At 58.8% G+C, this 26,082-nt stretch carries 25 protein-coding genes; 9 read left to right on the top strand and 16 right to left on the bottom strand.

What is annotated here, in order from left to right; genetic code table 11:
- Window positions 1-11 precede the first annotated feature (11 nt).
- The 8 genes from AC2FML_RS00385 to AC2FML_RS00350 all read right to left on the bottom strand — a co-directional run bounded on the left by AC2FML_RS00385 (window position 12) and on the right by AC2FML_RS00350 (window position 8,976).
- On the bottom strand, window positions 12-782 hold the full coding sequence (locus tag AC2FML_RS00385) for an SDR family oxidoreductase (RefSeq protein WP_093961700.1): 771 nt from the start codon (window positions 780-782) through the stop codon (window positions 12-14).
- Window positions 779-1,819, bottom strand: coding sequence for a zinc-dependent alcohol dehydrogenase (locus tag AC2FML_RS00380; RefSeq protein ID WP_170442265.1), 1,041 nt, complete (start codon window positions 1,817-1,819; stop codon window positions 779-781). The genes AC2FML_RS00385 and AC2FML_RS00380 overlap by 4 nt, the downstream gene beginning before the upstream one ends.
- Complete coding sequence (locus tag AC2FML_RS00375; RefSeq protein WP_170441766.1) at window positions 1,816-2,916, bottom strand: mandelate racemase/muconate lactonizing enzyme family protein; 1,101 nt, start codon at window positions 2,914-2,916, stop codon at window positions 1,816-1,818. The genes AC2FML_RS00380 and AC2FML_RS00375 overlap by 4 nt, the downstream gene beginning before the upstream one ends.
- On the bottom strand, window positions 2,913-3,911 hold the full coding sequence (locus AC2FML_RS00370) for an ABC transporter permease (protein WP_496781497.1): 999 nt from the start codon (window positions 3,909-3,911) through the stop codon (window positions 2,913-2,915). The genes AC2FML_RS00375 and AC2FML_RS00370 overlap by 4 nt, the downstream gene beginning before the upstream one ends.
- A 3-nt stretch (window positions 3,912-3,914) precedes the next feature.
- Window positions 3,915-4,892: an ABC transporter permease gene (locus AC2FML_RS00365; RefSeq protein ID WP_170442258.1), complete on the bottom strand. Its 978-nt coding sequence runs from the start codon at window positions 4,890-4,892 to the stop codon at window positions 3,915-3,917.
- On the bottom strand, window positions 4,877-6,412 hold the full coding sequence (locus tag AC2FML_RS00360) for a sugar ABC transporter ATP-binding protein (RefSeq protein ID WP_496781495.1): 1,536 nt from the start codon (window positions 6,410-6,412) through the stop codon (window positions 4,877-4,879). The genes AC2FML_RS00365 and AC2FML_RS00360 overlap by 16 nt, the downstream gene beginning before the upstream one ends.
- A 67-nt stretch (window positions 6,413-6,479) precedes the next feature.
- Window positions 6,480-7,454: an ABC transporter substrate-binding protein gene (locus AC2FML_RS00355; protein ID WP_496781493.1), complete on the bottom strand. Its 975-nt coding sequence runs from the start codon at window positions 7,452-7,454 to the stop codon at window positions 6,480-6,482.
- A gap of 55 nt (window positions 7,455-7,509) precedes the next feature.
- A complete protein-coding gene (locus tag AC2FML_RS00350) occupies window positions 7,510-8,976 on the bottom strand; it encodes an aldehyde dehydrogenase family protein (RefSeq protein ID WP_496781491.1) in 1,467 nt (488 codons plus the stop codon).
- A gap of 166 nt (window positions 8,977-9,142) precedes the next feature.
- Here AC2FML_RS00350 and AC2FML_RS00345 point away from each other — a divergent pair, with 166 nt between their 5' ends.
- Window positions 9,143-10,243, top strand: coding sequence for a LacI family DNA-binding transcriptional regulator (locus tag AC2FML_RS00345; RefSeq protein ID WP_496781489.1), 1,101 nt, complete (start codon window positions 9,143-9,145; stop codon window positions 10,241-10,243).
- 10 nt (window positions 10,244-10,253) lie between these two features.
- On the top strand, window positions 10,254-11,891 hold the full coding sequence (locus AC2FML_RS00340; protein WP_496781487.1) for a GMC family oxidoreductase: 1,638 nt from the start codon (window positions 10,254-10,256) through the stop codon (window positions 11,889-11,891).
- Window positions 11,892-12,040: 149 nt separating this feature from the next.
- On the opposite strand, the gene AC2FML_RS00335 is transcribed toward AC2FML_RS00340, so the two are convergent.
- Together AC2FML_RS00335 and AC2FML_RS00330 are read right to left on the bottom strand one after the other, a co-directional pair.
- On the bottom strand, window positions 12,041-12,352 hold the full coding sequence (locus AC2FML_RS00335; RefSeq protein ID WP_170339254.1) for a cupin domain-containing protein: 312 nt from the start codon (window positions 12,350-12,352) through the stop codon (window positions 12,041-12,043).
- Window positions 12,353-12,387: 35 nt separating this feature from the next.
- Complete coding sequence (locus tag AC2FML_RS00330) at window positions 12,388-13,068, bottom strand: GntR family transcriptional regulator (RefSeq protein ID WP_260065550.1); 681 nt, start codon at window positions 13,066-13,068, stop codon at window positions 12,388-12,390.
- Window positions 13,069-13,328: 260 nt separating this feature from the next.
- Between AC2FML_RS00330 and AC2FML_RS00325 the strand changes: the two genes are divergently transcribed.
- The 4 genes from AC2FML_RS00325 to AC2FML_RS00310 all read left to right on the top strand — a co-directional run bounded on the left by AC2FML_RS00325 (window position 13,329) and on the right by AC2FML_RS00310 (window position 17,042).
- Entirely contained in the window at window positions 13,329-14,114 is a 786-nt protein-coding gene (locus AC2FML_RS00325; protein ID WP_170366853.1) for an SDR family NAD(P)-dependent oxidoreductase, read from the top strand.
- Window positions 14,115-14,165: 51 nt separating this feature from the next.
- Window positions 14,166-15,149, top strand: a complete 984-nt coding sequence (locus AC2FML_RS00320; RefSeq protein WP_093961689.1) for a TRAP transporter substrate-binding protein — start codon at window positions 14,166-14,168, stop codon at window positions 15,147-15,149.
- 75 nt (window positions 15,150-15,224) lie between these two features.
- Entirely contained in the window at window positions 15,225-15,752 is a 528-nt protein-coding gene (locus tag AC2FML_RS00315; protein WP_170339262.1) for a TRAP transporter small permease, read from the top strand.
- Between the two features lie 9 nt (window positions 15,753-15,761).
- The gene (locus AC2FML_RS00310) at window positions 15,762-17,042 is read left to right on the top strand and encodes a TRAP transporter large permease (RefSeq protein WP_496781485.1); all 1,281 of its coding nucleotides are present in this window, start codon (window positions 15,762-15,764) and stop codon (window positions 17,040-17,042) included.
- 180 nt (window positions 17,043-17,222) lie between these two features.
- Here AC2FML_RS00310 and AC2FML_RS00305 read toward each other — a convergent pair whose 3' ends face one another.
- On the bottom strand, window positions 17,223-18,479 hold the full coding sequence (locus tag AC2FML_RS00305; protein WP_496781483.1) for an NADH:flavin oxidoreductase/NADH oxidase family protein: 1,257 nt from the start codon (window positions 18,477-18,479) through the stop codon (window positions 17,223-17,225).
- A 66-nt stretch (window positions 18,480-18,545) separates the two neighbouring features.
- Between AC2FML_RS00305 and AC2FML_RS00300 the strand changes: the two genes are divergently transcribed.
- Window positions 18,546-18,908, top strand: coding sequence for a MerR family transcriptional regulator (locus AC2FML_RS00300; protein ID WP_170368241.1), 363 nt, complete (start codon window positions 18,546-18,548; stop codon window positions 18,906-18,908).
- Between the two features lie 51 nt (window positions 18,909-18,959).
- Here AC2FML_RS00300 and AC2FML_RS00295 read toward each other — a convergent pair whose 3' ends face one another.
- The 5 genes from AC2FML_RS00295 to AC2FML_RS00275 form a co-directional block, all read right to left on the bottom strand.
- Window positions 18,960-19,691: a proteasome-type protease gene (locus AC2FML_RS00295; RefSeq protein WP_170339269.1), complete on the bottom strand. Its 732-nt coding sequence runs from the start codon at window positions 19,689-19,691 to the stop codon at window positions 18,960-18,962.
- 11 nt (window positions 19,692-19,702) lie between these two features.
- Window positions 19,703-20,500 carry a transglutaminase family protein gene (locus tag AC2FML_RS00290; RefSeq protein WP_170339873.1) on the bottom strand — a complete coding sequence of 266 codons (798 nt, stop codon included), beginning with the start codon at window positions 20,498-20,500 and terminating at the stop codon, window positions 19,703-19,705.
- A 3-nt stretch (window positions 20,501-20,503) separates the two neighbouring features.
- A complete protein-coding gene (locus AC2FML_RS00285; protein ID WP_170363773.1) occupies window positions 20,504-21,445 on the bottom strand; it encodes an alpha-E domain-containing protein in 942 nt (313 codons plus the stop codon).
- 2 nt (window positions 21,446-21,447) lie between these two features.
- Window positions 21,448-22,866, bottom strand: a complete 1,419-nt coding sequence (locus AC2FML_RS00280) for a circularly permuted type 2 ATP-grasp protein (protein ID WP_170339274.1) — start codon at window positions 22,864-22,866, stop codon at window positions 21,448-21,450.
- A 238-nt stretch (window positions 22,867-23,104) separates the two neighbouring features.
- The gene (locus AC2FML_RS00275) at window positions 23,105-23,977 is read right to left on the bottom strand and encodes a LysR family transcriptional regulator (protein ID WP_496781481.1); all 873 of its coding nucleotides are present in this window, start codon (window positions 23,975-23,977) and stop codon (window positions 23,105-23,107) included.
- Window positions 23,978-24,097: 120 nt separating this feature from the next.
- Between AC2FML_RS00275 and AC2FML_RS00270 the strand changes: the two genes are divergently transcribed.
- Both AC2FML_RS00270 and AC2FML_RS00265 read left to right on the top strand, forming a co-directional pair.
- Complete coding sequence (locus tag AC2FML_RS00270) at window positions 24,098-24,970, top strand: TauD/TfdA dioxygenase family protein (RefSeq protein ID WP_217358855.1); 873 nt, start codon at window positions 24,098-24,100, stop codon at window positions 24,968-24,970.
- Window positions 24,971-25,021: 51 nt separating this feature from the next.
- Window positions 25,022-26,056, top strand: a complete 1,035-nt coding sequence (locus tag AC2FML_RS00265) for a zinc-binding dehydrogenase (protein ID WP_496781479.1) — start codon at window positions 25,022-25,024, stop codon at window positions 26,054-26,056.
- Window positions 26,057-26,082: the final 26 nt, after the last annotated feature.

Genomic DNA, 26,082 nt, shown 5'->3' with positions numbered 1-26,082 from the left:
CGTTGACGGTGCTACCGCCCCATCCAGCCCCCGTCGACAACAAGGATTTCACCGTTGACGTAGTCCGACGCTGCAGAAGCCAGAAAGACTACAGGTCCAGCAAAATCACCTGGCGTACCCCAACGGCCCTGGGGTGTTCGTTCCAGGATCGACTTCGACCGAACCGGATCGTCCTGCAGGGCTTGGGTGTTGTCGGTCGCGATGTAGCCGGGGGCGATTGCATTCACGTTCACACCCTGCCCGGCCCACTCATTGGCCAGGGCCTTCGTCAGCTGTCCGATACCACCTTTCGAGGCCGCATATCCGGGAACGGTGATGCCGCCCTGAAACGTCAGCAGCGATGCGGTGAAGATGATCTTGCCCGAGCCGCGCGCCAGCATGTCCTTGCCGATCTCGCGGGACAGAACAAACTGCGAGGACAGGTTGACCTCAATCACTTCGTCCCACCAGTCATCCGGATGTTCGGCAGCAGGTTTGCGTTTGATCGTACCGGCATTGTTGACAAGGATATCAGGAGTTTGTCCGTCGGCTCTCAACTGATCAATGAACCCATGCAACGCGGAGCGGTCCGAGAAGTCGCATTGGTAAGCCCGGAAACTGCGCCCCATCGCCGTGACGGCTTTTTCGACCTCTGACCCGGACAGTTCAAGCGAGGCCGACACTCCGATGATATCAGCTCCGGCCGATGCCAATGCCTCGGCCATACCGCGCCCGATGCCGCGTTTGCACCCGGTCACAAGGGCCGTTTTCCCCGTCAGGTCGAAACTTTGCAAAACACTCATGAACGCGGTCCTACTTCGATCAGGCTTTTCATTGCGGTTGGGCTGCGATCCAGTGCTTCGAACGCGGCCTGAATGTCTGCCAGAGGGCTGACGTCAGTGATCACGACATCCGCGTCCACTCCGCCCGAGGCGACAACTGCGATCGCCTTATCGTAATCCTCCGGCTCATAGACCCGAGCACCGATCAGTTGCAGCTCTCGCCAGAAGAATTGGAACAGGTCGATATGGGGCTTTTGAGCATGGATCGCGACCATCACGATCCGGGCCCGCGTCGCGGCAACGGCGGTCATCGCATCAACACCGGGCTGCGTTCCCGATACCTCGAAAACCACATCCGCCCCTTTGTCGCCCGTGCGCGCGTTGATTGTGGACACCAGATCGGTCTCGGTTGGGTTGATCGTATCAAAGCCAAGTTTTTCTGCGATCGCCAGACGGTTCGGATTCACTTCGGAAATCACGACGTTTCCGCCCGCGTCCCGCGCAACCATAGCAACCAGGATGCCGATCGGGCCACCGCCGATGACGACGACGTCCTCGCCAGGTTGCAGTCCAGACAGCCGCACATCGTGGCAAGCAACGGCGACCGGCTCGATCAGCGCCGCGTGATCCATGCGCAAGTCATCCGGTAGAACGTGCAAGGTGTGGGCCGGAACGGTCCAGATCTCTTGCATGGCACCATCGGTATCGAGGCCGAGAAACTTGAGGTTCTGGCAGATATGCTGATGCCCCCGTTTGCAAGCCGGGCATTCGCCGCAGTGATCCAGCGGTCGGACCACGACCTTTTGGCCGGGTTTTACCGTATCGACGCCCTCGCCCACCGCTTCGACGACACCGGACATCTCGTGCCCGATTACCCGGTTCAGGCCGACACGGGCATCCATGTTGCCGTGGTAGACGTGCATATCCGTCCCGCATATCCCGCAATACGCAACGCGAATGGCGGCCTCGCCAGCGCCCGGAGCCGTCGCCTGGGCCTGTTCCACGGCAAAGCTCTTGTTGCCCCTGTAGTACGCCGCAGAGATCGTCTGGGTCGTCATGTATGCATCTCCCTGTGTTCCGCATTCAGTTTGTCCCAGTCGAATTCCACTCCGGTCCCCGGCGTATCCGGGGCCACGGCCAGGTAGTCTTCCACGACAAGCGGACGGGTCGTGTACTGGTCTATCGGGAATGAGTGTACTTCCAGCCAACCCGAATTGGGTTGCGCCGAAACAAGGCTGACGTGCAGCTCCTGCATACCATGGCTACAAACCGGAATGCCGTGCTGGGCGCTTAGCGCGGCCACGCGCAACCAGCCGGTAATGCCGCCACAGTTTGAGGCATCGGGCTGGATGAAACTCAGCTTGGCGTCATCGAAGGCATACTCGAATTCGTGAATCGTGTGCAGGTTTTCACCCATGGCAAGGGGAACGCCCGTGGCTTCGGCAATTCGGCCATAGCCTTTGTAATCGTCTGGAATTGTCGGCTCCTCGAACCACAGGATATCGCAGTCGGCGAACCCCTGGGCGGCCTCGATGGCCTGCTCGACGCTCATGGAGTAATTCGCGTCGACCATGAAGAACCGGTCCGGCCCCAGCATCTCGCGCACTGCCCGGGCACGTGCAAGATCGTCGGCAAGATCCGGTTGCCCAACCTTGATCTTGACCGCGTTGAACCCACGCGCAAGGTAGCCTTCGGTCTGGCGCAGCAGTTTCTCCAACGAGAAATTCAGGTCGATCCCGCCGGCGTAGGCCTTGCACCGTTTGGATGCTCCGCCTGCCATTTGCCACAGCGGTGCATTCTGCGCTCTGCCACGAATGTCCCAAAGGGCAATATCCACGGCGGAGATGGCGAACGAGGCGATCCCTCCCCGTGCAACGTAGTGCACGTGCCACTGCATGGCATCGTACAGGCTTTCGATCTGTTCGGCGTCTTGCCCAACCAGGAACGGCGCTAGGTCATGCTGGATCATCGCCAAGATGGCATGACCGCCCTTGCCGCCCGTATAGGTATACCCAACCCCCTCGACCCCATCCGTCGTTTGAATGGTGACGGTGATCAATTGAAAGAACGTGTGATCCCCGTGTTTGGCATCGACCAGGACTTCGGCGAGCGGGACGTTGAACAGCCGCGCTGAAACACTTTCTATGCGATTCACGAACCCAAGACCTTCTGCTGCCTGGCAATAACCCGAGACTGTAAAAGGATGACCGCAAAAAGAAAGCCTCCACGTATAACCATCTGCCAATAGGCGCTGAAACTGATGGTGCCCTGACCGTTTTCAAAGTTCAGAACGTTGAACACCAGACCCAGCAAAAGCGCTCCGGCCACGGTTGCAGGGATCGACCCCATCCCACCTGTCAACAAGGTGCCGCCCACAACGACGGACGCGATGGCCGACAATTCCCATCCGATGCCCTCAAGGGGTTGTCCTGCTCCAAAACCCGAGGCCAGAAAGACGCCAGCCAGCCCGGCACAGCCACCCGAAAGCAGGTAGACGAAAGCCTTGGCGCGGTTCACCTTCAGACCCATGAGGTTCGAGGCATCCTCGCTGCCACCGATCGCCAAGACGGTCCGCCCGATGGTTGTTCTTTCCAGCACCAGCCAAAGTGCCAGCGTCAGTCCGGCCACGATGACGATTGCCCATGGAAACAGGCCGAACGCCTGCCCCATGCCAAGCTTGGTGAAGTTCGACCCCCAATCGACCGAAATTGTCTGGGTGCCCGAAATCACCAATGCGCCGCCTTTTGCGGCCAGCATGGTGGCCAGCGTGGCAATGAAAGGCGGGATGCGAAGGACGATGATGCAAAAGGCGTTGATCGCTCCGAAACCAATCCCGGCAAGCACGGCCCCCGGCAGGGCAACCTGAATCCCGTATGGGCTGAGATAAGCCGCAACGACCGACGTAAAGGCCGCCACGGATCCAACCGACAGATCAATCCCGCCGGTCATGATCACGAAGCACATGCCCAGCGCAATCGCGATGAACATCGCGTTGTAGTTCAGGAAAGACGAGAAGTTGTAGGCGCTGCCAAAGTTGTCATAGCGCATCAGCCCGAACAGAATCAAAGCCAGCAGTGCGATCCACACCGTCACCGAGGCCGAATTGCGCCGAAGGTACTTTCGCAGGTCAAAAGCCGTTTCATCCAACATCGATCAAGCCCTCCGGAACTGCTGGACCCAAACGGCCAGGATTATGATGACGGCTTTGGCGATCAGTGCAACTTCGTCCTCTACCCCGTTGGCCAACAATGTATATTTGACCAGCTGGATGATCACGGCACCCAGAATGGCGCCAAAGATCGGCGCCCGCCCGCCTTGCAAAAGAGCCCCGCCAACGACAGCGGCCGCGATGGCATCAAGCTCCATCAGATTGCCGTTGCGCGCGGCGTCCGAGGCCGAGTTGATCGCAACCACGATCAGACCGGCCAGGCCTGCAAGCACCGCGCAGATGACATAGGCCCCGATCTTGACCCGCCGGACGGGACCACCCGCCAGATAGGCCGCACGTTCATTGCCGCCGATCGCCAGCAGGTAGCGGCCCCAAGTGGTTCTGGTGATCACCCAAAACAGCACACAGGCAATCGCCAGCGCCAGCCACCCCTGGAACGGCAAGCCAAGCACCTTGCCGGTTCCAAGATAACTGAATGAAGGGTTGGAAAATGTCTGCAGGTTCCCGTTCGTCAAAACCTGAGCAATTCCGCGACCCGAGATGAAAAGAATGAGCGTCGCAACAATGGGCTGCACGTTCAACACAGCAACCATCACGCCGTTGAATACCCCGCATAGCCCCGCGACGAACAGCGGCAGGACAATGGCCAAAGTGACGCCAAGCATCGGATTGGCGGCGCCCAGATCCGACAGAAAGATCAGCGGGGCCAACGCCCCAGCCAGAGCCATGACCGCGCCAACCGACAGATCGATCCCGCCCGTGGCGATGACCAGCGTCATGCCCATGGCCACGATGGCGATCGTGGCAACCTGACTGATATTCACGAACAGGGTCTGCAGCTGCAGGAAATTGGGGGTGAAAAACGCGTTGAACACCAGCAGGGCGACCAACGCGGCGATGCCGCCATGAAAGCGGAAGGGCATCGATGCGACCCGTTGCGGCAACTTCATTGCGCGGTCCATGAACCAGTTCCTTCTTCATGATGCGCAAGCGCGCGCACCAGTATATTCTCGGTAATCCCGGGGTTGGTCAGTTCCTTGACCGAGCGCCCCTCGTGCATGACCACGATGCGGTCAGCGCCTTCCACCAGTTCTTCGAATTCCGAACTGATGAGGACAACGCCGAACCCCTTTCCGACATAAGACCGAATGAACGATTGGATCTCTCGCTTGGCGCCGACATCCACGCCTCGGGTCGGCTCGTCGAGTATCAGGATGTCGGGCTGCGTCGCCAGCCAACGGGCAAGCAGAACCTTCTGCTGGTTGCCGCCGGACAACTCGCGAATGGGTTGGTCCATATGCGCCGCCTTGATGCCCAGATCGTCGATGAAGGCCTGAACGATCTCGCGCTCGCGGGCAAAGTCGATCTGACCACGTCTGGCCAGCTTCGGCAGCAGGGCCAGTGTCATATTCTCGCGCACGGACATGTCAGGAATGATCCCTTCGGCCTTGCGATCTTCGGTTAGAAAGCCGACCCCATTTGCGATCGCGTCACCTGGTCCGGACGGTTGCCCGACCGCACCGTGCAGCTCGATTGCGCCGCTGCGTGCACTGTCCACACCGAACAATGCGCGCGCAGCCTCTGTCCGGCCAGAGCCCAGAAGCCCGCCCAGCCCAACGATCTCCCCGCGGTGGAGCGTGAGGTCGAAATGTGTCAGTCGCGGGCCTGTCGAAACAGAGTCGGCCCGCAAAACAATATCGCCTTTCTTGGCCTTGGCGCCGGCGAAGTCCGTGAGCCCGTCTGCCGCGATCTCGTCCTTGTTGCGGCCCAGCATGTCCGCGATCATTTCCAGTTTGGTCGTGTCCTGCACATTGCGCGTGCTGACTGTGCGGCCGTCTCGCATCGTTGTGACCCGGTCGCAGATCTGGAACAGCTCATCGAGAAAATGCGAGACATACAGGACGGAAACACCCTGCTTCTTCAATTCACGCACCACACCGAACAGAACCTCGACCTCGCTGGCATCCAGCGACGAGGTGGGTTCGTCCATGATGACCAGCTTTGCGTCCAATGACACAGCCCGCGCAATCGCAACCAACTGCTGGATGGCTGTCGAGAAATTTCCCAGCGGCTCGGTCACGTCGATATCTATGCCAAAGCGCGCAAGAACCTCGCGTGCGCGCCTGTTGCCTTCGCGCCAGTCGACCAGAAAGCCAAGACGTTTGGGCTCGTACCCCATGATAATGTTCTCGGTCACTGACCGCAGCGGCACCAGGTTGAGCTCTTGATAGATCGTGGCAATTCCGGATTCCTGCGCTTCGCGCGGAGTGGAGATGCGGCTCGGCACACCCGCCAGATGCACGTCGCCGGCATCCCGGTCGTAAACTCCGGTCAGGACCTTGATCATCGTCGATTTGCCGGCACCGTTCTGACCGATCAGCGCATGAACCTCGCCCGGTGCGATCTCCAGGCTGGCCTGGCTGAGTGCCGGTACGCCGGCAAAGGACTTTTCAATTCCCGACATCGAGACGAGCGCATTCATGAGATGTCTTCCTCCGATTGCTTGCAGGCGGCGCCGACCACAGGCCAGCACTACCCACCAGGGAGAATCAATAGGCTTCGTCGATGTGATCGGCCGCGTTGTCCTTGGTAAAGATGCGATCTTCGACTTTCACCCATTCCGGGATCGCCTCGCCAGCCGCGTATTTCTTCATGACTTCACAGGCCAGTGGGCCGAAGAAGGGCGAGCTTTCGACGGTGACGCCCATCTTGCCGTCGATGATGGCTTGTAGCGCATCGCGTGTCCCGTCGATCGAAACGATGGTCACGTCCTCGCCGGGCTTGCGGCCCGCCAGTTCCAGAGCCTGGATCGCGCCGATCGCCATCTCGTCATTGTGGGCGTAGACCACGTTCACGTCGGGATGCGCCTGCAGCAGGGTTTCCATCACCTGACGACCCAGGTCGCGTGCAAAGTCCCCGGTCTGAGAGGCCACGATCTCAAAACGGCCATCCGCTGCGATCGCGTCGTCGAAACCCTTTTTGCGGTCATTTGCAGGCGAGGACCCTGTCGTGCCTTCCAACTGGACGATGATGCCTTTGTCGCCCTCGAAATTTTCCATCAGCCATTGCGCGGCCCGGTTGCCCTGATCAATGAAGTCCGATCCAAGGAATGCCACGAAATGTTCGCCCGGCTTGGCTACGGCCGGATCAACCGAGCGGTCCACCAGAAAGGTCGGAATGCCGGCGGCACGAGCCTTCATAACGGCCGGGATCAGCGGCTTTTCTTCCCGCGGGGGCAGGAACAGGACGTCGATGCCTTGCGCGATCATGCTGTCCACATCCGCAACCTGCTTGGCCGCAGATCCGGCCGCATCCGTCGCGATAAGATCCCAGCCGCAGGCCTCGGCCGTGTCATGGAACGATTTCGTCTCGGCAATGCGCCAGGGATTGTTCGACTCCATCTGCGCAAAGCCGACCTTGTAGCGATCTTTCTGCTCAAGCGGTGGCAGATCCTGCGCCATCGCCGTGGTGCCCAACAGCGCACCTGCGACAACCGTCGAGATCAAAAGAGTTCTGCGTTTCATGGTTATTTCTCCTCCATTGGTGCGGTCGCCTCCGTTTTGACCGCGAGTTTTCAGGTCATGCCCAATTCATGTAAGTCGTCTGTTTCCTCAAATAGCCATCGAAGCCATAGGCGCCGTCTTCGCCCCCAACCCCGGACAGCCCCCAACCAGTGTGAAACCCCTGCACGGCTTCGCCATTCGAACGGTTCAGGTACAGTTCGCCGAACTTCAAACGGCTCGGGGCCTCCATCAATCGGCGGTGCGATGCCGTAAAGAGATAGGCGGACAGCCCGAATGACGTGTCATTCGCAAAGGCTATCGCCTGATCAAAATCATCGACTCGCATGGCTGTCGCCACGGGACCAAAGACCTCCTCCTGCATCGCGGCATTGCCGTTGTCGTAGACCTCGAGAACGGTCGGGGACATCCAGTGCCCTTTGCCGTGCGCGCCGTCCGTCAAAGGCCCACCTTCGAGATGCACCGTGGCACCCTCTGCGATGCTGCGTTGGATGATTTCGGCGACCTTGGTCACTTCGACCTTGCTGACTTTGGGCCCCAAGTCGCTGTCCTCCATCGGATCCCCGATCGACAAAGCGCGGGCTGCTGACACGAATTTTTCCAAGAATTGGTCTGCAATGTCGCGATGGAGATACATACGCTCGTTGCAGGTGCAGATCTGGCCGCAATTGGCAAACCGGGCGGCAATGGCGGCCGAAACGGCGGCGTCAACATCCGCATCCTCCATCACGATGAACGGAGCTTTGCCTCCAAGCTCGAGCCGGACAACCTTGATCCGGTCGGCCGCTGAGCGAAAAATCTCTTTCCCGGCGCGCGTGCTGCCGGTCATCGTGATCAGTGACGTATCGGGGTGTTCGACCAGCCGCTGCCCAACCACCGGCCCCTTCCCCGTCAGAACATTCAGAACGCCGGGCGGAAAGCCGACCTTGTCCGCAAGCTCGGCAACCGCAAGACCGGAAAGCGGCGTGATTTCATGTCCCAACAAAACAACGGTGTTGCCCGCGACCAGCGCTGGCCCGATTTTCCTGGCCGCCAATGCCAAGGGATAGTTCCAGGCCGTCAGCGCGACGACAACGCCGTAGGGATGGCGCCGAATCTGGATTTCTTCGGACCTGTTGTCCGAGGCCACTATGTCACCCGAAATCCGCCGGGCCTCTTCAGCTGCATGGCAAAGAAAGGTAGCGGCGGCATCCACTTCACCTCGGGCCTGCGAGATCGGCTTGCCCTGCTCGGCTGTGATCAAAGCAGCCAGACGCGCGGCGTCGACCCGGATGGCCTCGGCGAGCTTTCGGACCATTTGCGCCCGCTCGATCGCCGGGCGCGCAGACCACGCGCCAAAAGCCCTGCGGGCCGCCTCGACCGCCGCATCGGCATGCATGGCACCACCATCTGGAACCTGTGCTACGATCTCTTCATTTGCAGGGTTTTCGACATCGACCGCGTCCGCGTCAAAGTCGGCAAAGCGGCCATCGATGAACATCGAATGGCGAACGACTTGACCCGGCTCCCCCACTACAGACCGCAATTTCGCCTCCCGCACTTGCTCGGCCAGACCACAATGGCGACCGCACCGCCGATCAAAACACTAATAATATTATTTCGTCAACACTAATATTAATTATCACCTACTAATATTAGTTGCGCACCCTCCGCATAGTCGATAAAAAGGATGCGAACAAAAAGGTTGAGCGATGAACGATCAAGCGAACAAAGCCGGGCAGCACAGGGGTGTAGGACGAGTCGCGGGCCGGCAGCGCGTGACGATGCACGACATTGCGCGCGTCGCCGGGTGTTCGCAGACGACAGTATCGCTGGTTCTCAACAAGAATGATTCCGTCAAGATCTCCGAGGATACCAAGCAACGGGTCCTGGATGCCGCCAACACGCTTGGATACGCCATGCCCTCTCAACTCAGGAAACCCCAGGACAGCGCGCGCCGGCCCGCGGCGCTGGACGGAACCATAGCTTTCGTCGTGGATGATCTGGCGTCGAGCCCCGAGATGGTGAACGCGTTCAACGGGGTGAAACAGGCCGTTCGGGACACCGGAAACCTTGTGTTGCTGGCCGAGACTCAAAACGACCCCGAGGTCGAGCCCAGAACGCTGAGGTATTTCCTCGACCAACAGGTTGCAGGCATCATCTACGCGACCGTTTTTACGCGGCGGGTGGTCGTGCCGGAGATCCTCAGGCAGACGGCCACCCCGGTTCTGCTGTTGAACTGCTGCTGCGACGACCTCTCTTTTCCTTCGGTAATCCCCGGCGAAGTCGCTGCCGGACATACGGCGACCAACGCCCTGATCAAGGCCGGGCACAAACGAATTGCCACCATCACCGGCGAGCCGTTCATGGAATGCGCCGCCGGGCGTACGACCGGGTACAGAAACGCCCTGGCTTCCGCCGACATCCCATTTGACGAGGATTTGGTCATCGAGGGCAACTGGCTGCCCAGCGCAGGCTACGCCGCCACGCGCGAATTGATGGACCTGCCCTCTCCGCCAACCGCCATTTTCTGCCAGAATGACCGCATGGCCATCGGCTGCTATGAGGCTCTCAAGGAACTTGGCCTGTCCATCCCCGAGGACATTTCAGTCATCGGATTTGACGATGACGAAACCGCGCGGCACCTGTCGCCGCCCCTGACGTCGATGATCCTTCCCACCCGGGCGATGGGACGCTGGGTCGTCGAACAGCTGTTCCATGGACCGACGGACGGTCAGCGGCATCCGCTCGTGAAGCTGGAATGCGAACTGGTCGAGCGCGACTCGATCAGCGAGCCCAAACGCCGGACCTGAAGGCGAAATCATGACGGAAACCTTCGATCACATCGTCATCGGCGGCGGCTCGGCCGGCGCCGCGGCAGCAGCGCGGCTGGTCAATAAAGGCAAGTGCAGGGTTCTGGTGCTGGAGGCGGGGCATTCGCATCGCCATCCACTGCTGGACATGCCGCCGGGTATCTTCAAGATGATCAACGGGTCCAAGTTCATGACCTACCACCAGACCGAACCGCAGGACCACCTGGACGGCCGCGTGCATGACATTCCGCAGGCCAACGTGCTGGGCGGCGGGTCGTCGGTGAATGCGCAGGTCTATATGCGCGGTCGGCCTTCCGACTATGACGCATGGAACGACCTGCTGAGACAGACCAACGACGGGGTCGGCTGGGGATGGGATGATGTGCTGCCTTATTTCCGCAGGATGGAAGGCAACAACAGGCTGCACAACGACCTGCATGGCAGCGACGGTCCGGTGCAGGTCTCGGATCCGGGGCATATCGACGACATGTCCCGTTGGTTCGTTCAGTCGGTGCAGGCTCTTGGCGAACCATTCAACACGGACTTCAACGGCGCATCGCAGCGCGGCGTCGGGTTCTATCAGTTCACCAATCGCGCCGGAAAGCGCAGCTCGTCAGCTTACGCTTTCCTCGCTCCACTTGAGGCGAACACGAATTTGACCATCCAGCTGGGCGCAAAAGTCAGCAAAATCATCATCGAAAACGACCGGGCCGTCGGCGTGCAGTATCGAGACAAACGCGGGTCCCACACCGTCCGATGTGATGGTGAGGTTGTGCTTGCGGCTGGCGCCCTCGTCACGCCGAAAATTCTAATGCTGTCGGGTATCGGACCGGATGAACATCTTGCCGAACACGATATTCCCGTGGTCTGCCCATTGCCCGGGGTCGGCCAAAACCTGATCGACCACCCCGAAGTTCCGATCACCGCCTTGGCCAACGGCCCTTACGGATATTTCAAACAAGGTGAGGGCTGGCGGATGCTGCGCAACGGTATTCAGTTCAAGCTATTCGGCAGCGGCCCGGTGACGTCGGCCGGGGTAGAAGCCGGCGCGTTCGTCAATCCGTCGAACCCTGATGGAGAACCAACCATTCAGGCCTTTTGCGTTCCCATCGTCTATCTGGATCGCGACGCGCTTGACGAGGTGCAGGATGACTTTGGACTGACCGTCACAACCGTCGTGGTCAAACCGAAATCACGCGGAGAGGTTCGGCTTCGCTCGGCCGATCCTTTCGCGATGCCAGTGGTCTCACCCAACCTTCTAAAGCATGAAGACGACATGCAGGAGATGATCCGGGGGCAGCGTTTCTTTCGTCGGGCATTCACCTCGGGCCCGCTTGCGCAAAGGATCCGCGAAATCGTGATTCCTACAGCGGACGACGACCAGACGCTGCGAGCACATTGCAAACGGTTCGTGAAAACCAACTATCACCCGTCGGGCACTGCCAGAATGGGCCGGGACGGTGATGGAATGGCTGTGCTGGACCCCAGAATGCGCGTGCGCGGAATCGAGGACTTGCGGGTGTGCGACATGTCTGCCGTGCCGGACATCAACGCCGGCAACACAAACGCACCTGCGATGATGCTGGGCGAACGATGCGCTGACCTGATCCTTGGCATTGGATCAGCACGTGAGGACCGCAATTCCTAGCCCAAGCTGCGGGGCCGCTGTCGGTTGATCCGATTTCCGGCGCAATGATATGCCCCCCTGCCCGACCCGTTTCGCCGAAAAACAGGTTACCAGGCCTCATGGGGTCAAGGTAATCGCGGGCCATGGCAAGCGCGTTCGCGGAATGCGCCTTACAGAAAGTCGTCCCGCCTGGGCGTGAAACAGTCGATCAACTCTCCGGCCGCCAGGCAAACACAACCATGGCTAACGCCGGACGGAATGATCAGGCTGTCACCGGGCCCCAGCTCTCGCTCCTGATCTCCGATGACGAAATTGAACCGCCCGGACCGCACAAATGTCGACTGCACATGCGGGTGGTCGTGCAGCGCGCCTTCGGCACCTTTCTCAAAGCGGAAGGACACCATCATGAGGTCTTCGTGATCTGCCAAAACCTGGCGCGAGACGCCCGGCGCGGGCGACACAATCGGATAGCTTTTTGTCATGATGCAGTGTCCTCGGTCAGGCGGCGGCGTTCATTTCACTCGAAATACTCGGCATGTTTCGCGTGAACCTCCTCGATGGTCTTGTCGATACGGCCCAGATGACGGCGAATGGTTTCGCTCGCCACCGCCTCGTCGCGGTCTGCAAGCGCCTTGGCCAGCGCCACATGATCCCGAACCAGAGTCTCGGCCTCGCTCTCGCGCCCAAGGCTCAGAACGCACAGGCGGTCGATCTTTCTTTTGCATTCCTGAATCGTGTCGAAGGCCAGCGGGTTGCCGCTCAGCTCGCAAATCAACCGGTGAAAGTCGTAGTCGAGTTGATGAAACTCTTCGGCCTCTTTCCTTGAAACCACGTCTTTCTGCCGCTTGAGGTTGTCTTCCAGCAACTTCGAGTACTCGGGCCTCCAGACCTGGCATGCAGCGCGCACCACCTCCAACTCGACGGCCAGGCGAACAAAGCGTGCATGACCGATCCGTTCCATTGAAAAGCTGCGGACCCGAGTGGCTTTCTGAGGACGGATCAGCAGCAAATCCTGCGCCTCGAGCCTGTTGAAAGCATCGCGGACCGGCTGCCTGGACACCTCAAACTTCTTTGCGATGTCTGCTTCGGACAGTTTCGTCCCCGGCAGAATTTCAAGCGAAACGATCGCCTCGTACAGGCTCTCATAAACGATGTCAGTGGTTGTGCGCCGCTCGATCTTGTCCGTAATACTTTGCATTTCTTGCCTTTTTTCTGCGCATGACCAACTCGGGTGGTTTTCCGTGGCTCGAGGCCCCTCCCTCGATACTCCTCAATGTAACTCCAGCCAATTATTTTGGCACGCGCCGTGCGATGCCCTTTGTGACCCTCAAACAAAGTTGTTGACAATACTAGTATCCTAGTCGACTAAAATACGCAACACTGCTTCATGCCCGTTCGAACTCAAATATCGGAACGGGCGCGCCGGCAGGCTGACCGGGGATCCAAAGGGACAAGAGAATGACCGAATTGAACGCTGAACAGATTGGCCTGAACCGGGACCTTGCAGGGAAGGTTGCGATCGTGACCGGCGGCGGACGGGACATCGGCCGTGCCTGCGTTCTGAAACTGGCCGAGGCCGGAGCATCGGTCGCAATCAACTATCACAGCTCATCCACGGGTGCAGAGTCTGCGGTCCAGGAGATTACGGCTGCCGGCGGTCAGGCGATTGCCGTACAGGGCGACATGACGTCAGGCGCGGATGTGGACAGGCTGGTCTCAGAAACGATTGCCGCCTTCGGGCCCCGGATCGACATTCTTGTCCATGTGACCGGAGGGTTGGTGGCCCGAAAGACCCTGTCTGAGATGGACATGGACCATTGGCGTTACGTTATGGACCTGAACACCACTTCTTTTGCCCGCGCCGTTCAGTCGGTGTTGCCGCACATGAAAAAAGGCGGCGCGATCGTCGGGTTCGCCAGTCAGGCGGGTCGTGACGGGGGTGGTCCCGGCGCGGTTGCCTATGCGGCCTCGAAGGGGGCGGTCATGACGATGACACGTGGGCTGGCCAAGGAACTGGGGCCCGAGATCCGGATCAATTCGGTTTGCCCGGGCATGATCGACACAGACTTCCACAATGTCTTCACCAAGACCGAAGTCCGCACCAACGTGGCCAGCGCCACACCGCTGAAACGCGAAGGCACGTCCGAGGATGTGGCAAACCTCGTCGCGTTTCTGGCCTCGGACGCCGCCGCTTTCATTACGGGCGCGAACATCGACATCAACGGAGGCCTGCTCTTTTCATAGCCGGCTCCGACCGATCACCAAAAACATCTGTCTGCTTCTAGGGAGGAAAGCATGAACACCAAACTTACAAAAACACTGATCGGCGCCGCAGCCATGGTCGTCATGACGGGCAGTGCATCTTTGGCCGAGGATTGGCGCGGGTGGAACATCCACGCAGACGGCTACCCGAATACTGTCGCGATGGACAAATTCGCCGAACTGGTCACCGAAAAGACTGGCGGTGAAATCAACCTGCAAATGTTCCACGGCGGCACATTGGGCAGCCAGCCCGATGCGGTCGAACAGGTCCGCGCTGGCGCCTTGGAGGTCGGAAATTTCAACCTGGGTCCGATTGGCCCGATTGTCGCCGAGGCAAATGTCGTTTCATTGCCCTTCATCTTCAAGGACGTCCCACACATGTTCCGCGTTCTGGACAGCGAGGGCGGTGCCGCGATCGCGGCCGGTATGGCAGCCAAGGGATTGACCCCGCTTGCCTGGTATGACGCCGGCGCCCGATCCTTCTACAACGGGACCAAGCCGATCAATACCCCGGCCGATGTCCAGGGCATGAAAGTGCGGGTCATGAACAACGATCTGTTCACCGGCATGATTGCCGAACTTGGCGGCAACCCCTCGCCCATGGCCTTCGCCGAGGTTTATCAGGCCCTGAAGACCGGGGTCGTCGATGGCGCCGAGAACAACTGGCCGTCCTACGAGTCGACCGGCCATTTCGAGGTTGCCGGCTATTACTCGCTGTCCCAGCACCTGATCATCCCTGAATGCGTGTGCGTCAACACCGACAAATTCAACGCCTTGTCGCCCGAACTGCAGGCCGCAGTCAGAGAGGCGGCGCAAGAGTCCGCCGAGTTGCAGCGGCAATTGTGGGCCGAGCGTGAAGCGGCCAGCCGCGCGGCGGTCGAGGCTGCGGGTGTGGTAGTGAACGAAGTGGCCGACAAAGCGCCGTTCCAGGCCGCGATGGCCCCGGTCTACGAGGCCTATTTCGCAACCAACCCTGACCTCCGCCCGTTGGTTGAAACCATCCAGGCGACCGAGTGATCGGACCGTATCGGATCTGATACCGTCCGGCCCTGCCAATGCGGGGCCGGACATCTGATCAAGAGTTTCAGGCTTATGAGCAATACATCTACGCCCCCGTCCTCAGTGCGCACTATGGTCAGGATCCTCGACCGCATCGCCGATGCATGCCGGATCGTGACCGGTGTCGCGCTGGTCGTGGTCACCATCATATTCGGCTGGCTCGTCTTCGGCCGCTACGTCCTGAACGCAACGCCAACGTGGGTCGAGCAGGTCGCCCTGTTGCTGGTCATGACGATCGCGTTCATCGGCGCGGCGGTTGGTGTGCACGACAACACGCATTTGTCCGTGTCCCTCGTGCGCTCGGCCGTTCCGCGGCGAGTCAGGACGGCTCTGGTCGTTTGCACGGATGTGATCATGGCCGGATTCGGTGCTCTGATGCTGGTGTTCGGGGCGCGGCTTACGATGTTCAAATGGGGGTCGCTCATCCCCTTGATCCAGGTTCCCGAAGGCTTGCGGTCATTGCCCCTGACCATTGGCGGGGGCCTTATCCTTGTGTTTTCCGTTGGTCACCTGATCCGCCTCTGCGTCGGTTTTGACGAGCGAAAAGACAGCATCGAATAGAGGCGGATCATGGGAATTCTTCTTTTGCTTGGCGTCTTCGCCCTGTGTGTACTGATCGGAACACCTGTGGCCTTCGCCTTGGGCATTGCCGCCATCTCGGCCTTCTGGTTCGAAGGTTTGCCGCTGATGATCGGGTTCCAGCGGATCATCTCGGGCATCAACGTTTTCTCGTTGATGGCAATCCCGTTTTTCATCTTCGCCGGTGAACTGATGTTCCACGGCGGGATCGCCATGCGTCTGGTGCGGTTCGCGTCAGCCGCAGTCGGCGCCGTTCGTGGGGGCTTGGGCATCGTGAATGTGTTTTCGTCGATGTTGTTTGGTGGAATTTCGGGATCGGCCATCGCCGATATATCTGCCCTCGGCTCCATTCTTGTTCCCGTGATGAAAGAGAAAGGCTACGACGCGGATTATGCGGTCAATGTGACGGTCACGTCGTCGATCGCAGGGATCATCATCCCTCCCAGCCACAACATGATCATCTTCGCCATTGCAGCGGGGGGCGGCATTTCGATCTCGAAGCTTTTCCTTGCGGGCGTAGTTCCGGGCGTGTTGATGTGCCTCTGCCTAGCCGTCGCCGCGTATCTTGTTGCGGTGCGCCGAGGGTATCAGGCCGAAACCTTTCCGGGCTGGAAGGCTCTGGTCATCAGCTTTCTCAGCGCGATCCCCGGGCTGCTGACTGCCGTGATCATCGTCGGAGGTGTCCTGTCAGGCATCTTCACGGTCACTGAATCCGGGGCGTTCGGCGCAATCTATGCCTTTGTCGTCACGCTCGTGGTCTACCGGAGTATCACTTGGGACAAGTTCTGCATCGCGGTTGCGTCGGCCGTACGCACGACGGCCATGGTCATGATCCTGATCGCCTGCGCGGGTGCCTTTGCCTATATGCTGACCTTCTACAGAGTGCCGGACAAAACGGTGGATCTTCTGACAGGCCTGACGGAAAACCCGATCCTTATCCTGCTGATGATCAATGCGGTCTTGTTGCTTCTGGGCATGATCATGGACATGGCGGCCCTGATCCTGATCTGCACGCCGATCTTCCTGCCGGTTGCCAACAGCCTTGGCATTGATCCCCTGCAGTTCGGAATGATCTTGCTGGTGAATCTGGGCCTGGGACTGTGCACCCCTCCGGTTGGCTCCTGCCTGTTTGTCGGCTGCGCCGTTGGCAAACTGCCGATGGAAAAGGCGGTTCGGACGATATGGCCCTTTTACCTGGCAATTCTGGTCGCTCTGATGCTGATCACCTTTGTGCCCGCGATCTCGCTGACCCTGCCAAGGTTGCTTGGTTAGAAGCGGCGAGCAGGCAAAAATTCGGGCGCAACCTGTGTAAGGTTGCGCCCATTTCCAACTCTGGCGGCAACGGCAGAAACACCTGCGGTCGGTGCCGGAAGCCAAGCGTCAAAAGCGCCGCCACACGGTGATACCAGTACAAACGCCGTTGGCTCCCTGCTTTAGGCTTCCCTGACCACATCATGCCCGGGCATCGCGCCAGGAACGGTATCGTTTCGTCCATCGCTTCGCCCGCATCTGATTTCGCATCAGCGCGAGAAATGCCGAGTGAGGTACTTTCGGTGGCTTGCCATTTGCCAGTCGTTCAAGCTGGAAATACGCCAGCACCATCGAGGCGAACCCCGCCAGCCTTTTGTTTTTCCAAGACACTTCCGGGATATTGACCGACTCTGATTTGCCATTCCGCCAGTTTTCGACAAGATCAGGTTCAAACGCCATCGCGCGAGCCACTCCCAGTACCGAGACGCCAATCCCGCCCCTGTTGTTGGCCAATGCATCCTCGGCAACAGCCCGAGAGCGAATGCCGCCGGTCACCATGATCGGCATTTTCGCGTCAGCAGCGATCTCCCGCGCGAAGTCTACAAAATAGGCTTCGCGCCGGGCCGTGCTGGAGCCATCCTCCTGCCTGCCCTGCATGGCCGGACTCTCATAGGAACCGCCGGACAATTCGACCAGATCAATAGCCATATCGCCAAGTTGGTTGACCACCCATTTGGCATCATCCTGCCCAAATCCACCTTTCTGAAAATCAGCCGAGTTCAGCTTCACCGAAACGGTAAAGCTCTTGGAGACGCTGGCCCGGATCGCGCGAACGACCTCAAAAAGGAAGCGCGCCCTATTCTCCAAAGAGCCGCCCCAATGGTCGGTACGGCGATTGGTCAAGGGCGATAGAAACTGGCTGATAAGATAGCCGTGGGCGGCATGTATCTGAATGCCGTCAAATCCTGCTTCTTCGGCCAACGCGGCTGTTCGAGCAAAACGGGCAATCAGGTCTTGAATTTCGGCCTCGGTCAGGGCCCGCGGCGGGTTGAAATTTTTGGACATACCGGGGATCTCGACCGGAACGTCGGACGCCGACACCGTTTCTTCTCCCAGGCTCGCCAGGACCTGACGACCGGGATGATTGATCTGCATCCAGATTGCTCCGCCGCGCATCTGCCCTGCCTCGGCCCATTCCCGGAAAGGCGCAAGATCAGTTCCGTCTTCCAGAACCACGCTGGCGGGGCCGGACAGCGCATCAGCCGAGACCATTACATTTCCAGTGATCAACAGGCCCGCGCCGCCCGCGGCCCAGCGGCGGAAAAGCCGGTGAATTTTCTCGTCTGGCACCTGCCCGAAAGCCGCCAGACTTTCTTCCATTGCAGCTTTTGCCAGACGGTTTCTGAGAACCGCGCCATTTGGCAATGTGAGCGGTTCGAACAGCGGTGAAACAGTCATCTTGGGATCCTTTTCTTCTCGATCCCAGGTGATATAAACCTTCGACAATGGTTGAAGGTCAAGGGCATGAAGATCGGAAAATTGGCAGAAGCCACGGGCGTGTCAGCGTCAAGCATTCGGTTCTACGAAAAACACGGCCTGATCCCACCGCCCGAGCGTCTGGAGAACGGTTATCGCGACTATCCCGACGCAATGATTTCTCGTATCAAAACCATCGCAATGAGCAAGTCGCTTGGCTTTTCTCTGTCGGAAATCAAGCGCTTCCTTCCGGAAGACCCGGAAAACACTATCCCGCGGCCCGAGGTGATCGCGAACCTAAAAAGCAAGTTGGCCGATGTGGATCAAAAGATCAAAGACCTGCACGGGATTCGCCGCGACCTGGACCAGATGATCGCCTATCTGAGTGACCCTGAGTCAAATGGCTGCTGAGGGTCTGGCAGCCTGAAACCTGCGCCCTGCGGGAGCACAAGACTTCGCTCCTCAGGCTTCGTATGCCGGAAGCTTTGACAGGGCGACCTTCAGCGCATCGCCCCACCCTTCGGATATGGTCCGAAAGTACTGATCGTCAGGCTCGAACCTTGAACGCGTGCCGGCCGTAAGGCTGTCTTCCTCATAAAGCAGCAGATCAAGCGGTGCACCGACGGACAAATTGGCCTTGATCGTTGAATCGAAACTGACCAGCAACAGCTTTACCGTTTCGGAAAAGCTCATGTCCGGATCAAACGCACGTACCAGTATGGGGCGGCCGTACTTCGTCTCACCGATCTGAAAGAACGGGGTATCCTCACCAGCCTCGATGAAATTGCCCTCGGGATAGATCAGAAACAGGCGCGACGGGCCGCCTTTGATCTGCCCCCCCAGGATCAGGGTCGCGTGAAAGGCGCTGTCTGCCTGTTGGCCCGCTCGGGAATGCCCCTCGATGACGTCGTTCAGCGTCGCCGCAACCAATTGGGCGACCTGAAACATCGTCGGCGCTTCAAGGATCGACGGCGACCGGTCTTCCGGGGCTTTTGTACGTTCTTCCAGCAGGCTTATGGTGGCTTGGGTGGTCGCCAAATTGCCAGCCGTCAACAAGGTGATCGAACGGTCGCCTTCGACGGTCCAATTGAACATCTTGTTGAAGGTGGACACGTTGTCGACACCTGCATTCGTACGCGTGTCCGACATGAAAACCAGTCCGCGGTTCAGCCGCATGCCCACAGCATAGGTCATCAGGTTCTCCGTTACTGCTGTGCGACCTGCAATTGAACCGTCAACTGCTCGCCCGCTGCCCCAATTCTGTTTCCTATTACCGGGGCCGCCTGGGCATAGTCCAGACCGGTTGCGACACGCACGTATCTGTCATCGGGTGAAATCCCGTTGGACACGTCGAATCCAACCCAGCCAAGCCCGTCCAGATGAACTTCGGCCCACGCGTGGGTGGCATCCTGCAATTCGGTTTCGTTCATCATCAGGTAACCCGAGACATAGCGGGCCGGCACGCCGATCTTTCGCGCGCAAGTGATGAACACATGCGCGTGGTCCTGACACACGCCGCGCCCGGCCTTGAGAGCGTCTTCTGCGCTCCAGTCCGGGTGCGAGCCTCCCACTTCGTAGGAGACCTGAGCCCGAACGCTTTCGGACAGGGCATGCATCCGCTCTAGCGGCTCACCATCCGGCAAAGCGGCAATCACGTCTGCAACACCCTTGCCCGGCGTTGTCAAAGGCGTGCTCCGCTGAAAAAGCCACAACGGCGTTGAGCCCTCGTGGCGTCCCAACACACCATGCGTGTCTTCAACCTCGACAACACCTTCGGAGATCAATGAGATGCTTTGGGTATTCGCTTCGAAACTGATCAGTTCCACTGTGTTGCGATGGTAGTCCTCAAAGCTCAACTCCTTGCGCCCCCCGGTCACTTCGGTGCTCCAAGAGAGGATATTCTGATTGCGGAAGGATTTGGGAGTTTTTCTCAGCTGCTGCAGGCCAAAGGGAACCGGCGCGTCGAAATCGTATCGTGTCTCGTGGCGAATATGCAGTTTCATTGGTCACTCATAGAACCGGTAGTCAACTTCAATCTGGCGGCTCAAGTCTCCGAGATCCTTCAAAAAATCCTGAATGTACTCGTGTAGCCCAAGGTCAAAGATATCGGAAATCTGCCGGTCGAGGTACTTCTCGGACAGCGCATTGGCCGCCGTAACCGACGGCCCCGCAAAGCCATAGTCTTTGCTGAGATAAGAAAGGTTCTCTTGGATTTTCCTGCAGCAGAAATGCAGGCTGCGTGGCATCCGCTGATCGAGGATCAGAAACTGCGCAATTTCCGACGGCCGGGTATTCTGGCCGTGGGTCATGCGATAGCCACCACCCGCACCCACGGACCGCAGGATGCTTTCCCATTGGATGTTGTCCAGTGACGAGCCGACCGAAAAGGCCGTGGGCAGAAGGACATAGTACTTAACGTCCAGGATGCGCCCGGTATTGTCGGCCCGCTCGACAAAGGTGCCGATCCGGGTGAAGTCGAAAATATCGTTGCGCAGCATGGTCCCCAGCGTCGCACCACGAACCAGAGCCGCCTGTTGACGAATAAGCTCCAGCGTCCCCGGCAGGTCTCTCTCGTTCACGCGGCGCTTCATGGCTTGATCAATCTGCATCCACGTGGCGTTCACCGCGCTCCAGACATCATGGGTCAATGCAGTTCGAACAAGGCGCGCGTTATCTCGCGCCTGCTTGATGACCGACTTGATCGAGGATGGATTGTCGGCATCACGCAACATCCAATCCACGGCATTGTCTTTTGAAATCTCATCATATTTGGCGCTGTATCCACCGAAAACGCCGGCTGTTTTCAGAACCGAGCCCCATTCCGCATCGGAATTCTTGGTCCGGGTCAGCGCCATCCTCTGACCTGTTTCAAGCAGTCTGGCCGTGTTTTCCGCCCTCTCAAGATACCGGGACATCCAGAACAACCCGCCAGCAGTTTTTCCCAGCATGGTCAGTCCTCCAGAACCCAGGTGTCTTTGGTCCCGCCGCCTTGGCTTGAATTCACGACCAGGGACCCTTTTTTCAGCGCAACGCGCGTCAGGCCGCCGGGGGTGATCTCGATCCCATCCGGGGACACCAGAACAAACGGCCGCAGATCGACATGCCGGGGGGCAAGTCCCGAACGGGCAAAGATCGGCACCGTCGAGAGAGACAACGTGGGCTGAGCGATATAGTTCGACGGCCGCGACTTGAGCTTGTCACGGAAGGCCGCAATCTCTTTCTTGCTGGCGGTCGGACCGATCAGCATCCCATAGCCGCCCGAGCCGTGCACCTCTTTGACGACAAGATCGGACAGGTTGTCCAATACGTAGGACAGCGACTCGGGGTCGCTGCAGCGCCACGTAGGAACGTTTTTGAGCAGGGGTTTCTCGCCCGTGTAGAACTCAACGATTTCAGGCATGTAGGAATAGATCGCCTTGTCATCGGCAATGCCCGTGCCCGGCGCGTTGGCGATCGTGATGCCCCCGGCCCGATAGACGTCCAGAATGCCAGGAACGCCCAGCGCGCTGTCCGGGTTGAAATTCAGCGGGTCCAGGAAATCGTCGTCAACCCGGCGGTAAAGAACGTCGATTGGTTTGTAACCACGCGTGGTGCGCATGCAGACGCGCCCGTCGACAACCCGCAGGTCGTGGCCCTCGACCAGTTCCACGGCCATCTGATCGGCCAGAAACGCATGTTCAAAATAGGCTGAATTGTAGATCCCCGGAGTCAATACCGCGACGGTCGGCTCGCCATCCGCGCAGGCCGGCGCACTGGCCGCAAGCGAGCGTCTCAGATTGCGGGGATAATCGGATACATTGCGCACATTCGTGGCGCTGAAAAGCTCGGGAAACATCTTCAGCATGGTTTCCCGGTTTTCGAGCATGTAGCTGACCCCGGACGGCGTACGGGCGTTGTCTTCCAAAACGAAGAACTCGTCTGGCCCGGTACGCACCAGATCGACGCCAACCACATGGGTGTAGACCTGCCCCGGCGGTGAGACACCCAGCATCTGCGGCAGGAAGGCTTCGTTGCTGGCAATCATCTCTGCCGGCACGCGACCGGCACGCACGATTTCCTGTCGGTGATAGATGTCGTGAAGAAACGCATTGATCGCCCGAACCCGCTGTTCGATGCCGCGTTCCAGACGCTGCCATTCGCGCCCTGAAATCACGCGCGGAACGATATCAAATGGGATCAAACGTTCTTCGGCTTCGGTCTTGCCGTAGACGTTGAAAGTAATCCCCGTCAGCCTGAATACTTCTTCGGCTTCGCGCTGTTTGGCCCTCAGCCGTGAGACATCTTCCGCATTGAACCAACGTCCGATCTCTTCGTACGGACCTCTGAGAGACCCGTCGCCGTTGAACATCTCATCAAAATACTCGCTCATACGAGAAGTGTGACGATCAATTCAAACTTTGCAAGTTGTACGGGCTTTTCCAGTTGGCGGCCTATAGATAAATGCACAGTTTTCGAGCGAACAGCAGCCCGGCCGTCGATGGCGAAACTGGTTCTGGGTGCAGCGAAAATCATCGCCGCTACTCTACCGGCTTCTGGCTTCAATAACGTGCAGCCACCAAAGCAATTCTCGAAAGCAATCAGGGGCCTCGGCTCCGCCTGAGAACCGACTAGGGTCCCACCGCATCCAGCAGTGCGCTCCGGACTGCGTCTACCATTCTGGCACGGGGTGACATTGCGACACTCGCAAGACCGACGATGCGTCGGGGTCCGAACTGCTCCAGAGGAATTTTTTTGAGCTGTAAATGGTCATAAGACGCCAGACGACTGTCAGGTATGATCGAGACCCCGAGTTCAGCGGCGACCATGCTTGATATTGCCTCAAGGCTTTCAAGCTCCATGGCGTCTTTGACTTCTATACCCATCCTTTGCAACCAGGTCTCGATCTGCCTCCCCACAACCGCGTCGCGAGTGAACCGAATAAACGGCAGTGCGCCGAGAAGCTCTTCGGGAGAAAGGTCCGGAGTGTTTTCCGAGACGAGCAGGACCAGTTTCTCGGTCACGATTTCCGAGAATTCCAGCGACTTCGGAAGGATATCCGGGCGTGAGATGATTGCCGCGTGAACCTGTTTGCGGTCCAGCTGCAACAGCAGCTGATTGGTCAAGCCCGGAACAATTCTGACACGCACGTCAGGATGCTCTGACTTCAGCCTTGATAACGCAGCAGGCACCAAACCCGTCAAAGTCGTTGGAACTGCACCCAAGATTATCTCGCCTGCAAGCTCCTTGTCCGATCTCACCTTGTCAGCCAGGCCATCATACGTGGCAACGACCGCCGCCGCTTCTTCAACAAGCATGAGCCCCGCACTGGTCAGTTTGGGTGTCTTCGCCGACCGGTCAAACAAGTCGAGCCCCCACATGACTTCAAGGTTCCGCATCTGATGGCTTACCGCCGACGGCGTCAGATGCTCAGCCTCCGATGCGGCTCGAAAGCTTCCATGCCGATGTATTGCGACCAGAGTTCGCAGCGCTCGAATGCTCATCCCAAAGACCTCGCCACCTTTGTCCGGGTCCATGAAAGGTGAGAGAATTTCACCGATTGATCAAATCATTTTCGTTTTTGTTTACATTTTTTGATCCGTACCCTGCACGAAACAGGCTCAATGAAACAGCGCCCCGAGGTCCCCATGGTTGCCCCAAAGTCCAACACCTACACGTCCATCGTTGCCAAGCCTTTCGCTCCGAACCTCGGGGCCGAGATCTATGGGGTCGATTTGAGCCAGCCTGTGCCCGACGACCAGTTTGCCGAAATCCGCGATGCCTTTCACACCTATCAGGTTCTGTTCTTCAAAGAGCAGAAAGAGATACCGCCTGCGCAGCACATCGAGTTTGGGAAACGCTTCGGGCCGCTCCACGCACACCCCGCAGCCCCAACGATGGAAGGATATCCTGAGATATTCGAGATCCATGCCACCAAAAATTCAAAGGTGGCCAACGGTGAGTTCTGGCACTCGGACGTGTCATGTGATGAGACGCCCCCATTGGGAACAATGCTTCAGATCCACATTGCCCCTCCTTGCGGCGGGGACACCATGTTCAGCGATATGTATGCGGCCTACGATGATCTGTCCGAACCGATCAAAAGCATGCTCGACGGCCTATCCGCCCTCCACAGCTCCGAACACATATACAAGGGCCGGTACAGCGACCGGGGCCAAAAGGACGCGGATATTGATTGCCCCGAAGCAATTCATCCGATCGTCAGAACTCACCCCGAGACAGGACGAAAATCGCTGTTCGTCAACCGAACGTTCACAACGAAGATTATCGGCTTGTCGGCCAAGGAAAGTGAGGCGATCCTCAACATGCTTTTCGAGCATGCCGAACAGATCAACTATCAAATCCGGTTCCGGTGGTCGCTCAACGATATGGCGTTTTGGGACAATCGTTGCTGTATGCATCGTGCCATCTGGGACTATTGGCCCGCGGAACGAAAGGGGCGGCGTGTAACCGTGAAAGGCGACCGACCCGTCTAGTTCTGACGGGACGGGATTTTTGGGTCGAAGAAACCATTTTGGGAGCGCGAAGTGCGAGCTGCAGTCGTCAGAGAGTTCAACGAGGACCTTTCGATTGAAACGGTCCCGGACCCAACCTGCCCCGACAACGGAGTGGTCTTGGAGGTCGCCGCCTGCGGCGTGTGCCGCTCGGACTACCACGGCTGGTCCGGTGCCCACCCGAAAGTTCAAAACGGCTCCATCCTGGGGCACGAATACTGTGGCACCGTGGTCGAGGCCGGGTCCAATGCGAAACACAAAGTGGGTGATCGCCTCATCGCCCCATTCATCCTAGGGTGCGGCAGTTGCCATGCCTGTCAAACCGGAGTGTCGAATACCTGCGCCAACCAGATCGTTCCCGGATTTGGCGCACCGGGCGCCTATGCGGAATATGTTGCGGTGCCCTTTGACCATAACTTGGTTCACTTGCCAGACACACTCTCCCCTGCCCTCGCCGCCGGCCTGGGCTGCCGCGTCACCACCGCATGGCATGCTTTGACGGACCGAGCAGATGTTGCTGCGGGCGAATGGGTTGCTGTCCATGGAACCGGTGGAATTGGTCTGTCCGTTCTCTTGCTTGCGAAAATGCTGGGATGCCGGGTTGTCGTGGTGGATGTGGTCGATGAGAAACTCGAGCACGCAAAACTCCACGGCGCGGACGCGACGGTCAATGCATCCAAAGAGGATGCGGCGACCGCGATCCTGGAAATCACCGGTGGAGGAGCGCAAGTTTCCATCGAAGCTCTGGGCATCGAAACCACGACGAACGCTTCACTGGAGTGCCTCGCGATCTTGGGCCGTCATGTGCAGATTGGGATGCCGTCGGGTGACGGTTGGATGCGCATGAACATGCGCGCGATATATTCCAAACAGCTCTCGGTTTTTGGCACCCGGGGCATGCCGTCCTGGAAATACCCGCGTCTGCTTGGACTGATCGAGCGGGGTGACGTTGACATACAGCCGATGGTGGCCCGAGAGGTCCGCCTTGAGGATGCCAGCGGTGAGCTTCGCGCGATGCGTGGCCCGACCTCGCCGGGCACCGCTGTAATCACGAGTTTTCTGCCTTGATTGGGTGCCTGCGTCTTGCAGGATGC

It is taken from the genome of Ruegeria sp. BHSC029, from assembly GCF_059613085.1.
This window is presented reverse-complemented; position numbering and strand designations above follow the sequence as displayed.

Bases quoted from the DNA above. Each gene is read 5' to 3' on its own strand.
- AC2FML_RS00305 (WP_496781483.1), bottom strand. From the start codon at position 18,479: ATGACTGTTTCACCGCTGTTCGAACCGCTCACATTGCCAAATGGCGCG.
- AC2FML_RS00310 (WP_496781485.1), top strand. From the start codon at position 15,762: ATGGGAATTCTTCTTTTGCTTGGCGTCTTCGCCCTGTGTGTACTGATC.
- AC2FML_RS00325 (WP_170366853.1), top strand. From the start codon at position 13,329: ATGACCGAATTGAACGCTGAACAGATTGGCCTGAACCGGGACCTTGCA.
- AC2FML_RS00280 (WP_170339274.1), bottom strand. From the start codon at position 22,866: ATGAGCGAGTATTTTGATGAGATGTTCAACGGCGACGGGTCTCTCAGA.
- AC2FML_RS00270 (WP_217358855.1), top strand. From the start codon at position 24,098: ATGAAACAGCGCCCCGAGGTCCCCATGGTTGCCCCAAAGTCCAACACC.
- AC2FML_RS00365 (WP_170442258.1), bottom strand. From the start codon at position 4,892: ATGGACCGCGCAATGAAGTTGCCGCAACGGGTCGCATCGATGCCCTTC.
- AC2FML_RS00380 (WP_170442265.1), bottom strand. From the start codon at position 1,819: ATGACGACCCAGACGATCTCTGCGGCGTACTACAGGGGCAACAAGAGC.
- AC2FML_RS00275 (WP_496781481.1), bottom strand. From the start codon at position 23,977: ATGAGCATTCGAGCGCTGCGAACTCTGGTCGCAATACATCGGCATGGA.
- AC2FML_RS00300 (WP_170368241.1), top strand. From the start codon at position 18,546: ATGAAGATCGGAAAATTGGCAGAAGCCACGGGCGTGTCAGCGTCAAGC.
- AC2FML_RS00295 (WP_170339269.1), bottom strand. From the start codon at position 19,691: ATGACCTATGCTGTGGGCATGCGGCTGAACCGCGGACTGGTTTTCATG.
- AC2FML_RS00355 (WP_496781493.1), bottom strand. From the start codon at position 7,454: ATGAAACGCAGAACTCTTTTGATCTCGACGGTTGTCGCAGGTGCGCTG.
- AC2FML_RS00330 (WP_260065550.1), bottom strand. From the start codon at position 13,068: ATGCAAAGTATTACGGACAAGATCGAGCGGCGCACAACCACTGACATC.
- AC2FML_RS00370 (WP_496781497.1), bottom strand. From the start codon at position 3,911: ATGTTGGATGAAACGGCTTTTGACCTGCGAAAGTACCTTCGGCGCAAT.
- AC2FML_RS00335 (WP_170339254.1), bottom strand. From the start codon at position 12,352: ATGACAAAAAGCTATCCGATTGTGTCGCCCGCGCCGGGCGTCTCGCGC.
- AC2FML_RS00340 (WP_496781487.1), top strand. From the start codon at position 10,254: ATGACGGAAACCTTCGATCACATCGTCATCGGCGGCGGCTCGGCCGGC.
- AC2FML_RS00385 (WP_093961700.1), bottom strand. From the start codon at position 782: ATGAGTGTTTTGCAAAGTTTCGACCTGACGGGGAAAACGGCCCTTGTG.
- AC2FML_RS00360 (WP_496781495.1), bottom strand. From the start codon at position 6,412: ATGAATGCGCTCGTCTCGATGTCGGGAATTGAAAAGTCCTTTGCCGGC.
- AC2FML_RS00320 (WP_093961689.1), top strand. From the start codon at position 14,166: ATGAACACCAAACTTACAAAAACACTGATCGGCGCCGCAGCCATGGTC.
- AC2FML_RS00285 (WP_170363773.1), bottom strand. From the start codon at position 21,445: ATGCTGGGAAAAACTGCTGGCGGGTTGTTCTGGATGTCCCGGTATCTT.
- AC2FML_RS00290 (WP_170339873.1), bottom strand. From the start codon at position 20,500: ATGAAACTGCATATTCGCCACGAGACACGATACGATTTCGACGCGCCG.
- AC2FML_RS00345 (WP_496781489.1), top strand. From the start codon at position 9,143: ATGAACGATCAAGCGAACAAAGCCGGGCAGCACAGGGGTGTAGGACGA.
- AC2FML_RS00315 (WP_170339262.1), top strand. From the start codon at position 15,225: ATGAGCAATACATCTACGCCCCCGTCCTCAGTGCGCACTATGGTCAGG.